The 20,384-nt window shown below is 25.5% G+C and carries 22 protein-coding genes and 2 pseudogenes; 8 read left to right on the top strand and 16 right to left on the bottom strand.

Annotated features, from left to right (window positions below; translation table 11 throughout):
* Window positions 1-173: 173 nt before the first annotated feature.
* The gene (locus QOZ93_RS10350) at window positions 174-440 is read right to left on the bottom strand and encodes a hypothetical protein (protein ID WP_307356268.1); all 267 of its coding nucleotides are present in this window, start codon (window positions 438-440) and stop codon (window positions 174-176) included.
* Window positions 441-797: 357 nt separating this feature from the next.
* Here QOZ93_RS10350 and QOZ93_RS10345 point away from each other — a divergent pair, with 357 nt between their 5' ends.
* Window positions 798-1,268, top strand: coding sequence for a hypothetical protein (locus QOZ93_RS10345; RefSeq protein ID WP_307356265.1), 471 nt, complete (start codon window positions 798-800; stop codon window positions 1,266-1,268).
* A 154-nt stretch (window positions 1,269-1,422) separates the two neighbouring features.
* Here the strand turns inward: QOZ93_RS10345 and QOZ93_RS10340 are convergent, their stop codons facing one another.
* Entirely contained in the window at window positions 1,423-1,965 is a 543-nt protein-coding gene (locus QOZ93_RS10340; RefSeq protein ID WP_307356262.1) for an RNA polymerase sigma factor, read from the bottom strand.
* Window positions 1,966-2,491: 526 nt separating this feature from the next.
* Here QOZ93_RS10340 and QOZ93_RS10335 point away from each other — a divergent pair.
* From QOZ93_RS10335 to QOZ93_RS10320, 4 genes are all read left to right on the top strand, one after another.
* Complete coding sequence (locus QOZ93_RS10335; protein WP_307356259.1) at window positions 2,492-3,097, top strand: site-specific integrase; 606 nt, start codon at window positions 2,492-2,494, stop codon at window positions 3,095-3,097.
* Window positions 3,098-3,398: 301 nt separating this feature from the next.
* A complete protein-coding gene (locus QOZ93_RS10330; protein ID WP_307356257.1) occupies window positions 3,399-4,211 on the top strand; it encodes an ABC transporter ATP-binding protein in 813 nt (270 codons plus the stop codon).
* A gap of 1 nt (window position 4,212) precedes the next feature.
* Window positions 4,213-4,992: an ABC transporter permease gene (locus QOZ93_RS10325; protein ID WP_307356255.1), complete on the top strand. Its 780-nt coding sequence runs from the start codon at window positions 4,213-4,215 to the stop codon at window positions 4,990-4,992.
* 158 nt (window positions 4,993-5,150) lie between these two features.
* Window positions 5,151-5,327, top strand: coding sequence for a DUF6440 family protein (locus tag QOZ93_RS10320; protein ID WP_307356254.1), 177 nt, complete (start codon window positions 5,151-5,153; stop codon window positions 5,325-5,327).
* A 26-nt stretch (window positions 5,328-5,353) separates the two neighbouring features.
* On the opposite strand, the gene QOZ93_RS10315 is transcribed toward QOZ93_RS10320, so the two are convergent.
* The 8 genes from QOZ93_RS10315 to QOZ93_RS10280 all read right to left on the bottom strand — a co-directional run bounded on the left by QOZ93_RS10315 (window position 5,354) and on the right by QOZ93_RS10280 (window position 15,153).
* Window positions 5,354-6,247, bottom strand: coding sequence for a class I SAM-dependent methyltransferase (locus QOZ93_RS10315; protein WP_307356252.1), 894 nt, complete (start codon window positions 6,245-6,247; stop codon window positions 5,354-5,356).
* A gap of 32 nt (window positions 6,248-6,279) precedes the next feature.
* Window positions 6,280-7,431: an ABC transporter permease gene (locus QOZ93_RS10310; RefSeq protein WP_307356249.1), complete on the bottom strand. Its 1,152-nt coding sequence runs from the start codon at window positions 7,429-7,431 to the stop codon at window positions 6,280-6,282.
* Window positions 7,432-8,328 (bottom strand): ABC transporter ATP-binding protein, encoded by an 897-nt coding sequence (locus QOZ93_RS10305; RefSeq protein WP_307356246.1) that lies wholly within the window; start codon window positions 8,326-8,328, stop codon window positions 7,432-7,434.
* Between the two features lie 387 nt (window positions 8,329-8,715).
* Window positions 8,716-9,210: an MFS transporter gene (locus QOZ93_RS14035; RefSeq protein WP_340344108.1), complete on the bottom strand. Its 495-nt coding sequence runs from the start codon at window positions 9,208-9,210 to the stop codon at window positions 8,716-8,718.
* A 592-nt stretch (window positions 9,211-9,802) separates the two neighbouring features.
* Window positions 9,803-10,261: a hypothetical protein gene (locus QOZ93_RS10295; RefSeq protein WP_307356242.1), complete on the bottom strand. Its 459-nt coding sequence runs from the start codon at window positions 10,259-10,261 to the stop codon at window positions 9,803-9,805.
* 262 nt (window positions 10,262-10,523) lie between these two features.
* A complete protein-coding gene (locus tag QOZ93_RS10290) occupies window positions 10,524-12,218 on the bottom strand; it encodes an ABC transporter transmembrane domain-containing protein (protein ID WP_307356241.1) in 1,695 nt (564 codons plus the stop codon).
* Window positions 12,219-13,015: 797 nt separating this feature from the next.
* Window positions 13,016-14,653, bottom strand: coding sequence for an ATP-binding cassette domain-containing protein (locus QOZ93_RS10285; RefSeq protein WP_307356239.1), 1,638 nt, complete (start codon window positions 14,651-14,653; stop codon window positions 13,016-13,018).
* 11 nt (window positions 14,654-14,664) lie between these two features.
* Entirely contained in the window at window positions 14,665-15,153 is a 489-nt protein-coding gene (locus tag QOZ93_RS10280; RefSeq protein WP_307356237.1) for a hypothetical protein, read from the bottom strand.
* Window positions 15,154-15,379: 226 nt separating this feature from the next.
* Between QOZ93_RS10280 and QOZ93_RS10275 the strand changes: the two are divergent.
* Both QOZ93_RS10275 and QOZ93_RS10270 read left to right on the top strand, forming a co-directional pair.
* Window positions 15,380-15,502 (top strand): annotated as a pseudogene (locus QOZ93_RS10275) (IS1595 family transposase); the annotation flags it as partial.
* Window positions 15,503-15,601: 99 nt separating this feature from the next.
* Window positions 15,602-15,895 (top strand): hypothetical protein, encoded by a 294-nt coding sequence (locus QOZ93_RS10270; protein ID WP_307356235.1) that lies wholly within the window; start codon window positions 15,602-15,604, stop codon window positions 15,893-15,895.
* A gap of 138 nt (window positions 15,896-16,033) precedes the next feature.
* Here QOZ93_RS10270 and QOZ93_RS10265 read toward each other — a convergent pair whose 3' ends face one another.
* The 6 genes and pseudogenes from QOZ93_RS10265 to QOZ93_RS10240 all read right to left on the bottom strand — a co-directional run.
* Window positions 16,034-16,255, bottom strand: a complete 222-nt coding sequence (locus QOZ93_RS10265) for a P-loop NTPase family protein (protein WP_307356233.1) — start codon at window positions 16,253-16,255, stop codon at window positions 16,034-16,036.
* A gap of 1 nt (window position 16,256) precedes the next feature.
* The gene (locus QOZ93_RS10260) at window positions 16,257-16,421 is read right to left on the bottom strand and encodes a hypothetical protein (RefSeq protein WP_307356232.1); all 165 of its coding nucleotides are present in this window, start codon (window positions 16,419-16,421) and stop codon (window positions 16,257-16,259) included.
* 28 nt (window positions 16,422-16,449) lie between these two features.
* Window positions 16,450-17,634 (bottom strand): M20 metallopeptidase family protein, encoded by a 1,185-nt coding sequence (locus QOZ93_RS10255; protein WP_307356230.1) that lies wholly within the window; start codon window positions 17,632-17,634, stop codon window positions 16,450-16,452.
* Window positions 17,635-17,858: 224 nt separating this feature from the next.
* Window positions 17,859-18,377: a GNAT family N-acetyltransferase gene (locus QOZ93_RS10250; protein ID WP_162630446.1), complete on the bottom strand. Its 519-nt coding sequence runs from the start codon at window positions 18,375-18,377 to the stop codon at window positions 17,859-17,861.
* A 34-nt stretch (window positions 18,378-18,411) separates the two neighbouring features.
* Complete coding sequence (locus tag QOZ93_RS10245; protein WP_307356224.1) at window positions 18,412-19,110, bottom strand: class I SAM-dependent methyltransferase; 699 nt, start codon at window positions 19,108-19,110, stop codon at window positions 18,412-18,414.
* A 61-nt stretch (window positions 19,111-19,171) separates the two neighbouring features.
* Window positions 19,172-19,285 (bottom strand): annotated as a pseudogene (locus QOZ93_RS10240) (AraC family transcriptional regulator); the annotation flags it as partial.
* 181 nt (window positions 19,286-19,466) lie between these two features.
* On the opposite strand from QOZ93_RS10240, the gene QOZ93_RS10235 reads away from it, so the two are divergent.
* Complete coding sequence (locus QOZ93_RS10235) at window positions 19,467-20,309, top strand: UPF0489 family protein (protein WP_307356221.1); 843 nt, start codon at window positions 19,467-19,469, stop codon at window positions 20,307-20,309.
* The last annotated feature ends 75 nt before the right edge of the window (window positions 20,310-20,384 follow it).

Here is a 20,384-nt window from a genome sequence, read left to right as displayed (position 1 = left end):
TTATAATAGAACTATTCCAATTATAAGACAGTCCACTACATTAGCATAAAGTCATTTGTATTTACGGGTTTACTGCATTTTGCAATACTTTAAATTCTCCCTTATCTTTTAACTCCTCATAAAGTAAATTATAGATTAATTTTCCATAAAGATAATGCTTTATTTTAAAGTTTTTATGATAATATCAATACAACAAGTTCAAATAATGAATATAAAAGAAATGAAAGTAGGTTTAATTTTTTCACTTTATCAAATTTAGAAGTATCTTTTGTTAGATGATTCATGAATAAATAAAATATTATACAAAAGATAGCAACAAAAGAAGGATTTAATAAAAACTCTTTCCCACTAAGTCCATAAATATAATTTACTATGGTTACAATAAGTAAAACTATAGGTAAAATATAAGACATTACTTTTAAAAAAATTTCTTTATTCATTAGTATCACTTCCCCAATTTTTAAACATATCCATGGAATCTGTTAATTTAAATTTCCTTAAAATAAGCTGATTAGTTTCTATTTGTATGGTACCTAAATTATCCATAAGTTTCCTCCTTTTTTAGTGAATATATTTATACCTTACTGATTAATATTACATTTATTATACAAAAAACTAAATAAATTACAAGAAAAAGTTACCATTCATATATATAAATCTAGGTTTATAGCGATTTTTAGTAGGTTGAAAATTAATTTGAATATTGCCATAACTCTATACATTTATTTAAAATAATAGTAATATGAATATATAAAATTCTTGAAAAACACTGTATATATTTATAGTAAGGAGGATTTATGGAACAAAATTTTGAAAAGCATATATTAAAGATAAATAGTATTAGCTGTCTTAGATATGTTCTAATAGAAAATGTTATATTAAGATACTTGCCCGAGGTATTTTTATTAGCATGTTTAAATGAGTTTATATATAAAAGTTCAAGTGGTAACTTATATAAGATGTGTTTATTAATTGGAATAAAGCTTATATTGTGTGTTTTTATAGGTTTAATTGCTGGCAAATTAAAGTATGATTTTTATATTAATTTGACAAAAAAACAATATACTTTAAATGATATAAAGACTAAATATATTGTTATTAAGGGAATAATTACTTGGGGATTCATATTAAGTATATGTAGTATTACTTATCCGATAAATATTTCCATAATAATTTTTAATGTATTCATTTATATGCTTACTGGTGTTTTATTTGGAGCTAGTATTTTTCAAGTTACTAAGCCAATATTAAAGAAATATTCTAAATAAGAACTTGATCATTTGAATTTCAAAAATGTATTATAAGGAATTATTAAAAGTATCTATAAAAAAGATTCTTAAAAATCATTTTTTTATAGATAAATTTTAAATATTATTATATAAGGAGTGTATTACATTTGTAATACAAAAAAAGCACCTAAATTTAGGTGCTTATATCTAGTAAGCTATGTCTTAATTTCAAAAGACCTCTTTTCTTTAAATACATGGTTCTATTGTAGTTTATATCTAGATCACTAGCAATGTCTATAAAACTTTCTTCATTAATATAGTGTCTTTTTATAATTTCTCTTTCTAATTTTTCTAAGGTATCTAATATACTGTAAAGTTTTTCAACTTCTTCATAAGCTATGATTTCATCTTCTAAGGTAAAATCATAATAATCCTCTTTTTCCATTATGTCTTCATCTGGCATTTCTCTAAAATGTTTTATCTCCCCTTTTAGAAGTGCTTTAAAATTTAAAGTTATAGCATTTAGAATATATCCATTATAAGAATTACTGTTAGATTTATACATATGTATTGCTTTAATAATGGAAAGATAGCCATGCTGTACTAAATCTTCAAAGTCATATGCGGGAACATTATATTTAGAAGCACATTTTATAACAAAGGGTTTATATTTTTCAATAATATAAATTATAGCTAAACGATCTCCTTCTTTTGCTCTTTTTATTAACTCCTCCATACAAATCCTCCTTTTATAACCTTTTAATGTTATTATAACTTAAAATTACAATAATGTTAAATTATGATAAAATAAAAAGCTATGATTTAATTTAATATTATGAAAATATATTTTGGGAAAATAAGGTTACAATCATTACGAATATATGAAAATTTATAATATAAATAATATTTTAAAAATTAAGAATATTTTAAATTAAACCAGTGATTTATTTTTTGAATTTAATGGTAAAAAATGTTTTTGATATTTTCCAAAAATCTGTTATTCTACTTAAGTAATAACTTTTAAAAGCAAAAAAATAGTTATTGTAAATTTTTCTATATAATGGAATGCGAATCTTACATAACCCAGTTTTATAAGATTCAATTTACGGTAGAATGCGACTTTCAGGGATGTTTTTTTAGGCATCCTAAAAATTTTAAATTCAATGTGACACATCACTAACTATATATATGAAATGTAATATAGCTTTAGTAAAATACTTTTATTAGAAAATTAACTTAAATTTGTTAGAAAGGTAAAAAATATGAAAACAGTTGAACCAATTCGAGATATGAAATTAATAAAAGCTATGAGAACTTATTTAAAGGGTCAAAGTACAAGAAATGAATTATTGTTTATTTTTGGAATAAATGTAGGACTTAGAATTAGCGATATTTTAAAGTTAAAATTTGAAGATCTTGTTTATCCAGATTTTAAAATAAAGGATTCTTGTTTAATTACAGAAAAGAAAACTTCAAAGTCAAATAGATTTTATATAGGACCTATTATAAAAAAAGTTTTGGAAACTTATATAAAGGAAGTAAAACCAGAATCCTTAGATGAATACATATTTAAAAGTAGAAAAGGTGGAAACAAACCAATTACTCGTCAACATGCTTGGTATATTTTAAATAATGCAGGTGAGGCTGTTGGTCTTGTTAAAAAGGATGAAAATGGAAACATAGTAGAAGGAGAACTTGGAACTCATAGTCTTCGTAAAACTTTTGGATATCATGCTTATAATAAAGGGGTATCCCTAGAGCTTTTAATGCAGATCTTTAACCATTCATCAAAACGTGAAACCTTAAGATATATTGGAATTACAGAGGAAGAAAAGAAGGAAGTTTATTTAATGAGTAATTTAGGATAAAAATAATATTGCTAATGCTTTAATTCTATATAAAATAAGGTATTAGCAATATGTAAACTTGCTTTAAGATCTTTATATTTAATTTTTAGGCGTTTTCTAGTATCTTATCTAAATTAAATTTTTTAACTTCAACAAATATACATACTGAAATATTTTACTTATTACCATATAATTTAAATTATTTAAAATCATAGGTATTATATAATAATTTGACTTTAGTTCTTTTTGTGAATATAATAAAATAAAAAAGAAATTCCCAATTAATACATAAAATTTTCAGAATACATAGAATAATTAGAATATGAATTTACTTCTATATATAAGTAGTTATGTTATTGATGGAATGGTATTTAGTATTAACAATATATTTTATATAAAGGTTGTGATATTAATGATAGAATTTAAAGATATAACTAAGATCTATAAAAAAACGGGTAAAGTTGCCCTAAATAAAGTTACATTTGACATAGCTGAAAATGAAGTAGTTTGTTTATTAGGACCTAATGGAGCAGGAAAGACAACACTAACAAAGTGTTTAGCAGGATTAATTATTTTTGATAATGGAAGTATAACTATTGATGAATTAGAAATTAAAAATGGAAATAATCCATATAAAAATGAAATAGAATTAATACTAGATGGAGCTAGAAATATATATTGGAGGGCAAAAGTTATAAGTAATTTTTATTATTTTGGAGCGCTTAAAGGCAAAAGCAGAAAGATAATAAATGAAAATATTGATAAATATGATGAAATGTTTAAAATAAAAGATTTGTTAAATAAACGTGTATGTGATTTATCTTTAGGACAAAAACAAAAAGTATCAATACTAACCTCTATTTTGATAGAACCTAAAATACTTATATTAGATGAACCATCTAATGGTCTTGATATTGAGGCTAAAAGCGACTTAGTAAGTTTGTTAAATTTAATAAAAGAAAATTTAGGAACATACGTGTTACTAACATCTCATGATCTAGAGTTTACTAAGGATGTAAGCGATAGATACATATTAATTAATAATGGAGAAATTCAAGATAATATAATAAATAAAGACCTATCATTAGATGAAATACGAAATAGATACCTAGGTGTAGTTAGGAAAGGAGTTTAATATGATCTATTTAAGAGGATTTATGGAAGAATTAAGAATAGGATTTGAAGAAGCTTGGAACTATAGAATGAACTTTTTGTCTGAAGTAATAAATATGCTACTTTTATATTTTAGTTTAATAGTTATGAATTCTGGTTCTAGTTTAAAATCAATATATTCTAATGGAAAAGCGGGAAGTAGAGAATTAATGCTAATAGGATATATCCTTTGGAATTTTTCTAATATGGCCATGAATACAATGAGCAGCACTGTTGTCTGTGAGGCTACTTCAGGTACATTAGAACATAAATATATGTCAATAATTCCTATAGAAGTCCTTAATGTAGCTACTTTTGTTCAATCCTTTATATTGGAAGTATTAATAATAGCTATAATTTTAATTATATCAAAGGTATTTTTAGATGTTTCAATAGCTTTTAATATTACTTCATTAATAATATTATTAATAACTTTAATCGGAATGTATGGAATTGGTCTAATTTTAGGTGGAATAGCTTTAAAAGAAAAAAAGATAGGAAAGATAGTATTTTTTCTTCAAATATTCTTTCTATTTTCATGCGATACAGTTGCTAAAACAAGTAATAAGGTTGTTATAAAGAAGTTAATTCCTCTTACCTTAGGAAATGATTTGGTTAGAGAGTCTATTACTTATGGTAATATTTCATTAAGTAAATTATGTATTTTAATATTAACATCATTAATATGGCTTACCATAGGTATTATGGTATTTAAAATATTCGAAAATAAGGCTAAAAGAGATGGTAAACTGGGATATTATTAATAAGAAAAAAAATAAGTATGTGGAGCTAACTTAATAGTTTCACATCCTTTTTTTTCTTATAAGCAGGTTATTTAAGGAGTAATTTAAGATAAGTTTCTAGTTATATAAAGTTTAAATTGCTAATATATATATTCTATATAAATCTATGAGGTGAAAAGATGGAACGTCAAAAAAGATTTGAAGTTAGAATAGTAGAAGGAATGTCAGAAACCTTTAGGGTTATTGTAGATACTGAAACAGGAGTTAATTATTTATATATTAGCAATGGAGTTGCAGGAGGACTATCGGTGCTTCTTAATTCAGATGGAAAGCCAGTTGTTACTCCTTATAAATAGAAAGGACAAGTATAAACTTGTCCTTTCTATTTATTCTTAAAACATTGAGAAACTATAATAGAAAACCACTCTCCTTCAAAGGGCAAAAGGTCATTTAAAGCTTTTGCTCCAATATCTTCTGCTATTTTTACCATATTAACCTTTGAAAAATCAGCCTTTTCATGAACTTCTTTACAACCACTCTCAGTGAAAAATTCCTCACAATTATAAGTTTCTTGAGAATTTAAGACTTCTTTTAAAACCTTATAACCCTTAGAATCATTTTTGATACACATAGATGTATTCAGTAACTGTTTTCCTGGTTTTAAAACTCTTTTAGCTTCTTTTATTCCACCTGGTATTTTATCAAACATATTGTGAATTCCAAAGAAGGATAAAGAAAGGTCTATTGAATTATCTTTTATAGGAAGATTTGTAGCATCGCAGGCTATATAATTAACTTTTAAATTAGGATTAATTTTTTTAATTTTTAACCTATCATATTTTAATACCTGAAAGCTTAGGTCACAACATATTATTTCACAATCTGTTTTAATACTTCTTGCAAGATTGGTTACTAGTATCCCCCTTCCGGTTGCTATATCAAGTATTAGTTTGTTATTAGTACCTTTATTAACTTCATTTATAAAGAAGTCTATTGTTTTAGTGTAGATTCTTTTCATATTTTCAGGAGTATTTTTTAAAATTTCATTATCTATTTCTTCATATTTCTTATATTTATAGGCGTCTTCCCAGGCATTAGTAATTGTTTGTTCCTTTGAGTTAAAATAAATAACCCCATCTCTTATTAACCATTTATGATCATTACTGCAGGTCAAAGTTCCCTCTATAACCTCTTGATTTTCCTCTTTAATAACTGATAGACTCATTGCTTTTTTACATTTTGGACAAATAAGAATAGAACATAAATTTTTGTACATAATATCCCTCTTTTCATAAGTATTTTAATAAGTTATTTTTTAGGTGTAAGCCTTTTATCAAATTTAATGGCACTTAAAACTACAACAAATATTGTTGAAATGAATAAGATAATAAAACTACTATAGGTAGTAATACTATTATTTTTAAAGGCTAATGCCCTACTTCCACGTAATATATCAGATATATCAATGTATGTAACAGGAATTAAATGAGCAATTGAGTTAAGTAATCCTTTGTTTACAAGGGTATATAATCCTACAGTAATAATAATACTTATTGAAATTGAAGTTCCTGTATTTTTACACAACATTGAAACAAAGGTTGAAAATATACAGGTAAATATACTAATCATTAATAATAGTAATAACTCAGTACCTATATACTGTGCTACATCTATATATTGTATAGTTCCATTTAGTAAAAATTTCGTTGGATAATTAGGAGAACCAAAGCCATTTTTCACACCTAAAATTAAGAAAAATATTCCTAGGATTGAAAATATGACGATATTTATCATAAGAATTAAAGAAATTATTTTACTAAACAAAATTGAATTTTTATTTATAGGTTGAGTAAACAATAGTTTATAGGTATTACATTCAAATTCCTTAGATATAATATCAGCACTTAACATAATTATTAGGATTACAATTATTAAGGGCAAATGACTACCTAAAGCCAGTTTCATAAAATTATATGCCTTCATTGATGTATTTTCATATATTGGTTCTATATGTTTTTGTAATAAAATACTATTTATTTCTATGTCATTTCTTAATTCTTCTATATTTTTTCCTGATATTACCTTTCCACTTTGTATCTGTGAGAGTAATTTTTTATCTAGTTTTAATTTACAATTCAAATAAGTTGAAAAATCTTTATTTGTATAGGCTATTTTTTCTTTTGTTAAAACTTGTATTTCTTCGATAAAGTCTTTCTTTATATTTACTAGATCCATATTATTAGGTAACTTTTCTATTTCATTATCTATACCTTTAAGTGCATTTTTAATGGATTCCATACGGTCTTCTATACTAGGAATTTCAGAGCTTTTTAACTGATTTTCTATACTAGCATTTAATCCTACCCAAACAGCCATTATTATTATAAAGAATGCAATTATAATTAAATTCTTTTTTTTATGTAAAAACTTTTTCATTTCAAATAAAGTTAAATTTAGCATCTATTTTCCTCCATAAACCTGAGTATAAAGATTTTCCATACTATCTTTAATAATTTCAATATCACTGTATACAATTTTTTTATTATAAAGTTCCTCTAAGAATTTTGATGTTTTTTTCTTATCTATTAATATTGAAATCTTATTATTTTCAATTATATCTGCATTATTTATAAAGTCTATTTGTCTTATTTTTAAAAGTATATCCTTAGAAGATTCAACGGTTAATAATATATTTTGAATTTCTTCTTTAGGGGTGTTTATATTAGATTCTATAACCTTTCCATCTTTAAGAAACAAAACCTTGGAGCATACTTTATCTAAGTCTGATAATATGTGAGAAGATATAAGGATACTTATGTTTTTTTTCTTAGCTAGTGAAATTAATAATTCTCTAAACTCTATAACTCCTGTAGGATCTAAACCATTAGTAGGCTCATCTAAAATTAATAGTTTGGGTTCTGTAAGTAAGGATATACCTAAGGCTAGCCTTTGTTTCATTCCTAAGGAATAATTTTTAACTTTCTCATGAATTTTTTTGCCTATACCTACAAATTCTAAGGCTTTGTCCATATCTTCCTTTGAAATTTTGTTTATTTTTCTTATAAAGTCTATGTTGTCATATCCAGTAAGTGATTCATATAAAGCAGGAGTTTCTATTATACAAGAAAAGTTCTTTAAATATTCTTTTCGATTACCCTTATTTGATATGTTGCAAACTTTAACTTCACCTGAATCAGCCTTTAATAATCTTGAAATTATTTTCATTAGTGTTGTTTTACCTACACCATTAGGTCCCACTAATCCAACAATTTCCCCTTCTTCAATATTAAAGCTTACATTATTTAATACATTTTGTTTATAGGATTTATTGAGATTCTTAATTTCTAAAATACGCATAGCTCCCTCCTTTATTTTTTATATACTCCTAAACAATACCAAAGTTAAAAAATATTTTCAATATTCGTAATATAATTGTAAATTTTCGAAATTACTGTTTATTTAGAGAGAAATCTCATAAAAAACTAAGAATTTTGCATAAAAAAAGTAAGTTTACATGCTAAAGGCGTTAAAAGGCTATTTAAGGAAACTTATATTATTTATGATCAATTCCATTCAAGTACATAAAAAACGCTCTTAAAACTTAAAATAGAGCTATGAAAAAAAGATGAACTTAGATTTTCTATCTTTATATGAATAAATTGGTAAAACCACAAACATAAATGTCTTTTGCGACATTGGAGTTTGTAGTTTATATCTTTAATTATTTTTCTTCTGAAAAAATTTCTAGTTGCATTTAAAGGATCTTTGAAATTTGCTATTAATAATCAAAGTTATTATAGTTCCTAAAATCACTAAAGTACCAATAATTGTTAAAGCTAATATAGGGCTTTTATCAAATACAAAAGTTAAAGTAATAGTTAAGATCCCTTCTCCTATACCACGAATCATTCTATAAGATTCAGATTCACTTAGTCTAGATTCCTTTGTTGTTAAATCTCCAAATAAGGCGGACATAGCTGTTGTATAAATAGTACAACCTGTATTTATAAGTAAAACCCCTCCTATTATTACATATATAGAGCTAATGTTAGATATGATTACTGAAAATCCTATCGTATTTAGAAGAATGCATAATAAAAATGATATATTTTTCTTTTTATCAGCTAAAAATCCAGAAGGAATTTGAAGTAAAATATTTGTTATTGAAATAGCTGACCATAAAAGTGCTATTTGGGAACTTGTAAATCCTTTATTCTTTAAAAGGTAAAGACCTAATATAAGAGTATAAAAAACATCTAAGCAGGAGATTAAAATACTTGGAATAGTAATGGCTACAATATATTTATTTTGAAAGTACTTTTTTAAATGACTTAAGTAATACTTATTTAGTATTGATTTAGGTTCTAATTGACTCTTAGATTGATCTTTGGGTTTATCGCCATGCGCTTTTTTCGCCTAAATTGCTTAATATGGCTGGCAATACAACGCAGCACATTCCATTTCCTAAACTATCTGCAAGCATAATTACTAATAAGGTTATAAATACTGAATTTAGTGATGAGTTTATTTTTTATTTGTAGTATTCTTTAACACGTAGTGTAGTTCCTTTCTTTAAAGTTTTTAGAATTATCTGATAATAATTATATCATATAGAACTTCTAAACTATAGTGATAGTTAAGCAAAAGCCATAATAGTTAGAGAAAATCACTTGTAAAGGAGCTATAAATTTAATTGAAAAGAGGTAACTATTGAAGAATTATTCTTTTTAGACTAAAAAATAACAAGGTTATTAACCTTGTTATTTTTTAATATGAGCAATTTAGTATAAAAAAGGATTTTAATATGTTTATTATAAATCTATGATGTTATTCATAGACTTAAAATCAATAAAAAAATATATATTACACAAGAAATATTGTATTGAATAGAATTTTCAAATTTCTTATATAAGATAAGTCCAATTATAGAATTTAAAAATAGTAGAAAAAGATTATTAAAAAGGCAAAAGTTAACGTATTCAAACTGGAAATAACTTAGAAAACTTAAAAATCCATTAATTCCCCAATAATAATATATAAAAGTATATTTATGTTGCATTAGTTGTTTAGATGTAATATCTTTACCTAGGTATTCATAATAATAATTTTTGCTAAATTTAGCTATATACTTTTCATAGAAAATAGTATTTTTATAAAGCACAGTTCCTAAGGTAAAGAAAGTTATGGTAAACAATATAAAGCAAAACGTAGGTCCTATTATAAATATTGGTAAAAACATTGCAAAAGCAAGTATTATGCAACATAAAGAGTTTTCTAATAAGCTATGCATTCTGTCTACCCCCTATTGGTGTCTAATAAGCTATTTTAATAATACTAGAACTACATTTAAATTCTTTTATTTTTATCTTAAAATAATAAAATTACATCTTATAATATAAGTTTTTCTAAGTGTAATATCTTAAAAGTACATAATTGTTCTATGGCAGTTTTAGCAATTTTATCTTCCTTTGACTTACATATTTTAATACCTAAGCTTTTTTAAGGAACTTTTTAAGTAACATCTAATTTTATCAAAGAAAGAATTTAATATTTTACACTAGATATTTTTTTAATTGATTTTGTTCTATATAATAAATTTCATTAGAAATGTCCATTAAACTTTTATCATGAGTTACTACAATTACAGTAGCTTCTTTTTTTAAATCTTCTAATATAAATTTAACTTTATGCCTATTTTCATCATCTAATTCAGAAGTAGGTTCATCAAAAACATATATGGGGGAATATTTATTTAAGGTTCTACATATAGCTAACCTTTTCTTTTCACCACCAGATAGACTATTATTGATGCCACCTAAATTACTGTTTTGTCCTTTTTCATTACATAATTTAAGCATGCCTAAATCATTATAAGCTTTTTTGAATATTTTAGAATTAACATGTTCCTCTGCGTTGTAGTATATATTTTCATCTAACTTTCGTTTAAATATATGAGGGTTTTGAAAACAGATCCTTATTAAGGATCTTCTTAGAGAAAGCTTATTTGTGCAATCAATATTATTTATAAGAATTTGTCCAGATATAATATTGGTAAAGCCCACTAAGCTATTTATTATGCTACTTTTCCCTTTACCGCTTTCACCGTAAATAGTAATTAAGGTATTAGCTTTTACGATTAAATTAATGTCTTTTACAACTAAAGTTTGTTTATTAGCAATGGTTAAATTTTTAAGTTCTAGTTCTAAGGCTTTTAGTTTAGTTAGAGGCTTATAAATAAAACTATTTTCCTTTTCATTTATAAATAGATTTTCTAACTGAAATACTCTAGTTATACTTGCGTCTGCCATACTTATATCATTACCAAATCTACTTAGTAAAACAATAGGCCTATATATTTTAGTTATGTAAGTATAAGCTACTATTACATCTCCTGCTGATAAGTTTCCTTTAAGAACTGATAAATATACTATATAGACAACTATAGCAGTGCCTAAGCCGTTAATTATATAGATAACAGGCCAATAAATATTAAACTTTTTTAATATGTTTTTTCTGTAGGAGTATATATCCTTATTTATATTGTTAAATATAGCTTTTTCTTTTATATCTGTTTTGTATGACTTAATTAGGGAAAAGTTTAGGAGTACATCAGATAGATATTCACTTATATCTCCTATTCTTTCTCTTTCTTTTACAGTTATATTGTGATTTTCAGTAGCAATCCATTTAGACATAAAGTATATAATAGGAATTCCTAATAGAGAAATTAAGGCAAGTCTTACATCCCATAATAGAAAAATGTACAAACTGACTATAAGGGTTAATAAGTCTACTAGAAGTCCATTTAAAGGGCCTGCTACAGTTCTAGTTATGGCTTCAATATCATTAGTTAACCTTGAAATTGTATCTCCAATTTTAAATTGTTCATGAAATTTATTGTTATTTAAAATCCAGGAATAAGCATCAGCTCTAACTTCACTTATTATTTTATTATTTAGATCTGATACTATATAGCCGTATAGTGTTCCTAGTACCCCTTGTACTACATAAATTAAAAGAAAAAGAAATATAAAGTTTACTATAGAGGTTCCTGTAATATTTATAATATATTGTTTTAAGGGTGTTATTTTAGTTTTACATAGTAGATCTGTAATAATTCCAATGATTTGAATAGGCAGCACATTGAGAATAGCAGTTATTATGGCCAAAATAAATATAAAAATTAATAATCCTATTCTTTTATTCAAATAAGGTCTCAATTTTTTTATACCCGTAAGATTTTTCAATATTACCCCACCTTTTATCAGTTATTTAAAGCATTATTTTTATATAATGGTAGTTTTCATAGTGTAATTCATAATTAACATTTTCAGATTATAATATATTCTTAGCTCATTTAACTTTTAATTTAATACTAACAGATGTGAGAAATTCAATAGCAAATTACATTTTTTTTAATTCTTTTAAAGGTTCTACGCTTTTTAGGTAATTTTTTTAATTATTAACTTGCGATTTAGATATAACTTCTGATATATTAGTTTTAAAATTACTTTGAATTTACAACAAATATTTTTCATGAAAGGAATGTTCTTTATGAGTTGGGTTTCCTTACTTCTTAGTACTTTGATGATATTTATCTTTTTTATGATCATAAATAAAGATGTGCTGAACAAGATGCCTACTATCAAACAAATGTTTTTATCTTTATTTACAATGATAATTGGTATAGCATTTTTAGTAATTCTAAATGAGTACTGTAATGTTTCATGTTTCTTAAAGTTCATTGGTTTTTTTATGTTATTATTTGGAATTAGCACCGGAATAAGTGTATTAAAAAAAGATTTAAAATAAACTTTTACAAGATATAATATAGGGTTCAAATAATATGTATTAAAATTTTAGACTAGGATTACATTTTAAGTCTAGTATAAAATTCTAATATTATATATCTATAAAATCTTCCTATGTTATCTAAAGGCAACCGATAGAAAATATACTTCTATCAGTTGCCTTTAGATTTTTGTCACGTATTTAATTATTACATAAATGCAATATTAGAACCTAATTGGTTACTTTTTTATGTTTAAAGTTCTTTATTGACTAGGTTATACTGGCTTAAATTTTTTTCATTTATTTCAAGAGTATTATTACAATATTTATAAGCATAATTATCATGAGAAATAATATAAATTATTTTATCACTAAAGGTTTCCATAACGTCATCTAATATCTCTTTAGCGGTAGATTCATCTATTGAGTTAGTTGATTCATCTAGAATTAGCACATCAGGATCATCAATTAATATCCTGGCTAAGGCTATTTTTTGCTTATCTCCACCAGATAAATTACTTCCATTTTCATTTATTATGGTGTCTAATTTATCATCTAACTCTAAAAACTTCTTCATAAATGGCTTATTAATTATATGGTTAAATTTATCTTCACTAACTTCCCTACCTAATAAAATGTTATCTTTAATACTTATAGGAAGCATAAATATATTTTGAGATAATATTGATATTCTGTTTCTTAGGGAATCGTTATTTAATTCTTTTAAATCTATACCATTAATTTTAATAAAGTTTGATTCTAACATCTTATTAAAGGTTTTAGTAAGTGTTGATTTCCCAACACCTGATTTTCCTTTAATATATACTATATCTCCTTTATTATTAGAGAAATTGCCCTCTTTAATTAGTTCCTTTCCGTATCCTAGTTTAATATTCTTAGCTGAAATCTTCTTTATTTCATCAATTAAAATTGAACCATTTTCTTCTTCATTAGCAATTAATTCATTTTCAATAAAGTTAAGAGCACCTTTTAAGTCTCTTAAATCAACGTTTATTTTTGCAAGTTCTTGAAGCTTTGCAAAGAAGATTGAGTTTATTAAGTTTATATATATTAAGTCTGACATTAAAATTTTATGATCCATATATAGATAGACTAAATATATGTAGGTTAGACTTTGAATTAAGTTAATTAAATACTCTATTCCACTGGAGATATACTGTTCATATTTATTGACACTATAAATTTCATTTTCAATATTTTTTACATATCCTTTAATTAAGGAAATCAACCAGGTGTTATCCCCTGACTGTTTTATATAATCTACATTAGATGTAACGGCTAATACATTTTTAAAGTTCTCGGAGCAAAGCTTTTGCATATGTTGTGATTTTATACCTAATTTATAGGTTAATCTCTTTTTACCGAAGTAATAAGCTATCATTAAAAGTAGATTTAAGATAAATAGACCTTTATTAACTTTAAATATTAATATAAAAATTGTACATATGGCTATTATTGATACTATTAACTTAGGAATGTTTTGTACAATTAAATCTGAAATAACATTAATTGAGTTACTAAGCCTGTCCACTAAATATACTGGTGTAAAGGAATTCAGTTTTTTATATTTAATTTTAAACATTTTTTTATATAATTCTTCTGTTTCCTCAATTCTAAACTTTAAGCTAAATTTAGAGCTAATCCATATAGAGAGAATTCTTACTACATAGGATAATGTAAAAATAATTAAAAACCATATTATTGAATTATTAAACTCAATGGCATTTTCATGTTTTGCAAAAATACCTTTAAATATTATAGGTGCTAATATTTCTAAGATTACTGATGCTAGCACAATAAATGAATTTCTTATAATACTAGTTTTATACTTTTTTAAAAGCTCTTTTTTATATCTGTTGCATTCTTCCAAATTTATCACCCCTAATTGTAAATAGTAATTAAATTTTTATAACTACATTCAATACTTTCTAATTCCTCAATAACCTTCTTTGAAGTTGTTTGATCATAAGGATATGTAGCAATTTTATTTAAATAGTTGTAAAGAAATTCTTTTTTCTTATGTGTAAGTTTTATTTCTTTAGAATTATTACAAAAGGTTCTTTCTATATAATTTAGAATTGTTTCTAGGTTTTTTCGATTATCATGGCATAATGCATTATCACCTGCAAAATAAGTGATATCTAAAACTAATTTTGCATCTTTAACAAAGTTTTTTATCTCTGTTTGCCTTTTATCAGTTTCATCCATAAGATAAATATGAGAAGAAGCTGCACTTAGTGCATTAGAAAATCGTCTTCTTATTGACTCTCTCATTCTATATTTATCATAAATATTGTCTGCAGCAACTATAAAACTAATAAAAAATAATACAAAAAAAATCTTTGCTGAATGTTTTTTTATAAATTTCATAATATCATCCCCATATGTGTATTAATACCTAAAATCTCCCTGTTATGACCTTATTAAACTTTTTAAGAGTGTACTTAGTTTACCTTCTTACTTTTGAATTTACATTTGTTATTTTGAATATTCAGAACTATTCAATTGTAAAGAAATTCTTAGACACTAAAAAAACATATCTCCTTTCTGTATTTATATAGTAAAATTATAACATAGTATTTACTGATTCAAGTGACTACAACTATTTGAAATTCATAAGGAAGTTGTTAAAATGAAGAATCTTATGGTTTGCAATGTAGTAGTCCATGCTTATACAAAAATAACAGATTCTAAAGAAAGAGAGGTGATATTTGTTTAGCCTTACTATATTATAATTATCATATAGTAAGGCTTTAGTACATACTTAGTAGAAAAGATGCGTAATAAGAGTAAATTATATTGAAAGGAGTAGAGTGAAATGAAATTTAATAAATTGGATTTTATATTATATATAAAAAATGACAATCTAAATAGGATATTATATGTAATTGCTTCGTTAATTATCTTAATTCCAATATCTATAGTTCTTATTACTGATGTTCCATTTAGTTCATTTTTTAGTAAAATAGCTATAGGGATAGTATTGTTTTTTGTTATAATAGGACAAATCCTCACGTTGCTTAAAAAGAAGCATGGAGATAAAAGTATTGCAGTAGATATTGGAATTATCATAGGTATTTTAATTGTACTCATATCCCATATTTTAAAGTAAATATAATATATAATTAAGTCATAGTATTTTTATTAAGCAGACAATATTAATAAAAAGTGAACTAAGGGAAGTGAAAATTACACTTCTCTTAAAAATTTAGATATTTTCAACGTTGTTCTAAAATATAGCTTATGATTTTTATTTTATAACATCAGTATAAACCATATCTACTATTTCATTTAAGCTTAGATCTTTGTGTATATATGTTTCAGGAATGATATCCAATAAATCTTTTTCATTCCACCATTTTCTTATTTCTTTTTCTCCAAATTCGTGGCAATTAGGTTTTTGTTTATGACGATTTAAGGTTTCTTCAAAAGGTATATCAAAGTAATATGCAAAACTTATGTAAGTTACCATACTATTTACCTAGTAACTTTGCTTGTTCTTTCTGTAATACCAAATTTGATAAAATCATATAAAAGTCTTGTTCTTCTTTGGTTTTAGCATTTTTAAACAGAGCTTTTAATTCACTATACGAGTAACTTAAAAAGATATTATATAAATTATTTTCTTTATCCTTCATATAAAATACCTCCTGAAGAAAAACTAGTTTATTTATTATTTTTTAACCACATAATAGCACTATATGCATGTATAGCTGCTCCAGTAGGCAATATATCTTCATTAAACACAACTTTCTCACTATGCATAGGTTCCCCAAATAAAGGGTTTTCTTGCTTAGTGCCAGCACCTAACATAACATATAGACTTGGAACTTCATATGAATAAGAAGCGAAATCTTCTGATCCCATTCCTCCAGATTCAAATAATATAACTGATTTCTCACCTACTAAGTCTTTCATGTAATTAGTGATCTCGTGAGCTAAATTATCATCGTTATTTAATGGAGGGACTGAAGATAACTCTATTAACTTAGCTTCTCCTCTAAACATTTTAGCGGTAGATGTAACAATATCATTCATTCTTTCAAATATAAATTGTCCTACTTCTTTATCTAGACTTCTAATAGTACCTTCCATAATAACCTCACCTGGTATTATATTTGGTGCATCTCCTCCAACAAATTTACCTATTGTTACAACGGCAGGTTTAGTAGCTGATATTTCTCTACTTATTATTTCCTGTAAGGATATATATATGTGTGAAGCTATATTAATAGGATCTACTCCAGTTTCAGGCATAGCCCCATGGCATCCAGATCCATTTACAATTATTCTAAATCTAGTACATCCTGCTATACTAGTGCCTAATCCGCATAATATTATGTTTGAAGGTGTACCAGAATATACATGCATTGCCATTGCTGCATCAACTTTAGGATTTTCAAGAACACCTGCTTTAATCATATTCTTAGCACCTGTAAATCCTTCTTCATCTGGTTGAAATACTAATTTAACAGTACCTTCTATTTGATCTTCATTTTGTTTTAGTAGCTTAGCTGCACCTAAAAGCATTGCAGTATGCATATCATGTCCGCATGAATGCATATATTCATTAGTTGATTTAAAATCACAATCAGTAACTTCCTTCATTGGTAATGCATCCATATCTGCTCTTAGTAAAAAAGTTTTCCCTGGCTTATTTCCTTTAATTGTTGCAACTATACCACTTTCACATATTTCTTTAGGGTCATATCCAAACTCTCTTAACTTATCCATTACAAAAGTTTTGGTTTTAGTCAGTTTAGATCCAACTTCTGGATTACTATGAATAGTTCTTCTATAATTTATAATATCATCTTTTATTAATCTAGCTTGTTCCATAAGTTTATTCATAATTTTACCTCATTTGTTTTAGACTTAGTTTATTTTTACCTATTCAAATATTTTAATTCACTATAGAAGTAAATTAAAGGTTTTTAACTAATATATAAATAAAAATTTACTTTTTATACTTTTTTCTGGAATAATTATTACATCTTTCAAAGCATAGATTAAAGATATCTTATAACTTGCTATTTAGTAATCTTATTTTTAATCTTAATATAGATAATTCATGATTATTTCAAATCAAGTCTGTAAGTATAGTTATCATATATAATATCAGTTCCATGTTTTTTAAAACTACCTTCTTTTTCAATATAAAAATTAAGTTTTCTTAATACAGCATTTGAACCTGGATTTTGTTTTGCTACACTAGCTGTAATTTTTCTACCACCATTTATATAGCAAAAATCAATGAGTGCTTTTATCATTTCTGTAGCATAGCCTTGACGCCAATATTTTTTATGAATAGCATATCCTAAATCCCAATGTTTTTTGTCATCACTTGGCACTGTGCTACATGTTCCAATGTAATCGCCTGTTTCCTTTGAAACTGCAATAAAGTAAAAGCACCCATCATAAATTTCTACATTTTCTTTCCATTTGAGATATGTATCATCTGCTTTATCACGAGGCGGGTCTGATAGATATTTCCCCATTTCATCATCCAACCATATATCTAAGCAAAATGTAGTATCTTTTTTCTTAGTGCTTTTAATAATTAATCTATTTGTTTCTAAGTTATTTACTATCATAATTAATAATACCCCCTATATCCTTTTCAAAGATTTACTTTTTATACTTTCTTGCTCGAACAATTATTACATCTGGTTTTTCACCAACCCCATAACATTCTTCATAAAAGCCATCTATTATAAACCCACTTTCAAAGCATAGATTAAAAATATCTTGTAATGAACGATGATAATAACATTGTAATTGAGGTTGACCTGTAATAGCCTCCCCCTTATAACTATGAGCAGTTAAATACTTATCAGTTAATGTCACAAAACAAGGATGTTGTGTAGCAAATACAAAAACACCATTTTCCGTAAGTAAGTCATTGACACACTTAAATAAAAGGGTAATATCAATGATATCCATTATAGCCATGTTGGAAACAGCTTTAGTATATGATCTATCCTTTTTTAGTGAATGAAGTTCTTGTTCATTAGTTGCATCTATAACATAGAATTCAATTTTATCTTTATATTTCTGTTGTCTTTTTTCTGCTAAGGTTACCATTTTAGGACTGTAATCAAAAGCAACAACATCTGCGCCTTTCTCTGCAATATAAGCAGAGTAATTACCATTTCCACAGGCAATATCAAGTATAAAATCATTTTCCTTAATATCAAGAAGTTCACTTACTTTTGGTCTGATAACTTCTCTATGAAATTCATTAGAGTCATCTCCCATACGATTATCCCAAAACTGAGCATTGGCTTCCCAAGCCTTTAAACTATCATCAACTGAATGTCCACTCATAATTACATTCCTCCATGTAAATTTCATATTTGTAATGTATAGTAGTATTAAACCATTTATTCTACTGAATGGCAATATACAAATAACAATGTGGCTCTCCGTCTTTTGTATATTCACCTGGAACAGTGCTTTCATAATCTTCGGTAAAAGTTCTCTTTATATCACCAGATTTTTTACTCAATTTATATGTTCAATGAGTAATATATTAAGATTGAGAGCTAATTAAAACCAACTGTGATAATAAGAACTTTTTAACAACATAATCATATCCTAAACGACACTTTTCCTTTTATTAAGAATGTGGTATGTTATATAATGTCGAAACTTGCAGAGCGTTTTTAAAGGAGTGATTATTGTTGAAAACAGATAAAGTAACTGAAAAAGTAGTAAAAGGAAAGAAAGTTTATATTGTAGAAAATCATCACGAAGTTATAATTCCATGGTCAGAATATGCTTCTAATAATGAAACTGCACCAGTATTATTAACTTTTGACCACCATATGGATACCCGTAGTGCATTTTACAGACATTCTTGTAAGGTTGGTGGCGTAGAATGGAGAACTGTAAGAGAGCAATTGATCGCAACTGCAGATATAAATGAATCAAGTACAATTTCATCATCATTAGATAAGCTTTCAAATGATGAGCATATAGATTTTGCATTACAAACAGGTATGATATCAGATGCAGTAGTATTTAGCCTACTGAATGCAGGTATTTGCAGAGATTATGGCAATAGTAAAATATACTATATAGATCCTTGTTGCACTAGCAAATGTAAAAAAAGTTTACATAGCGATAAGTGCCAAATTGATGTATATGATAATGTAATAGAAGGAACGGAACTATTGTTTAAATTAAATAAGATAAATAATTTTATACCTGATTTTTTTATCTCCAATAGAATAAACAAGAAATTTATTTTAGATATTGATTTAGATTGCTTTCATACTAAAAAAGCTATTAATGCTGTGGACATGTCTATTTTTAACTATTTAGTAAATAATGCAGAAATAATTACTATAGCAACGGAAGGATCTTATGTTGAGTTAGAAAAAAAGGACAATGATATAAATGATAAGTATCTTTTAGAAAAGTTATTAGTACATATAGAAAATGCTATAGAAACAGAGGAAAATAATAAAAGATTTAAATCCTCTATATACAATGACATAAGCGAACTTACTACAGTATCTTAAATAGGTCATTGGATTAGAATTTATCGCTACTAAAATCACAAGTGAGGTGAAATGGAAATAGATTTTTAAATTGAA

Source organism: Hathewaya limosa (assembly GCF_030815255.1).
In the GTDB taxonomy this organism is placed as follows: Bacteria; Bacillota; Clostridia; order Clostridiales; family Clostridiaceae; genus Hathewaya; species Hathewaya limosa.
The sequence above is the reverse complement of the archived record's forward strand: the minus strand, read 5'-3'. Positions and strand labels throughout refer to the sequence as shown.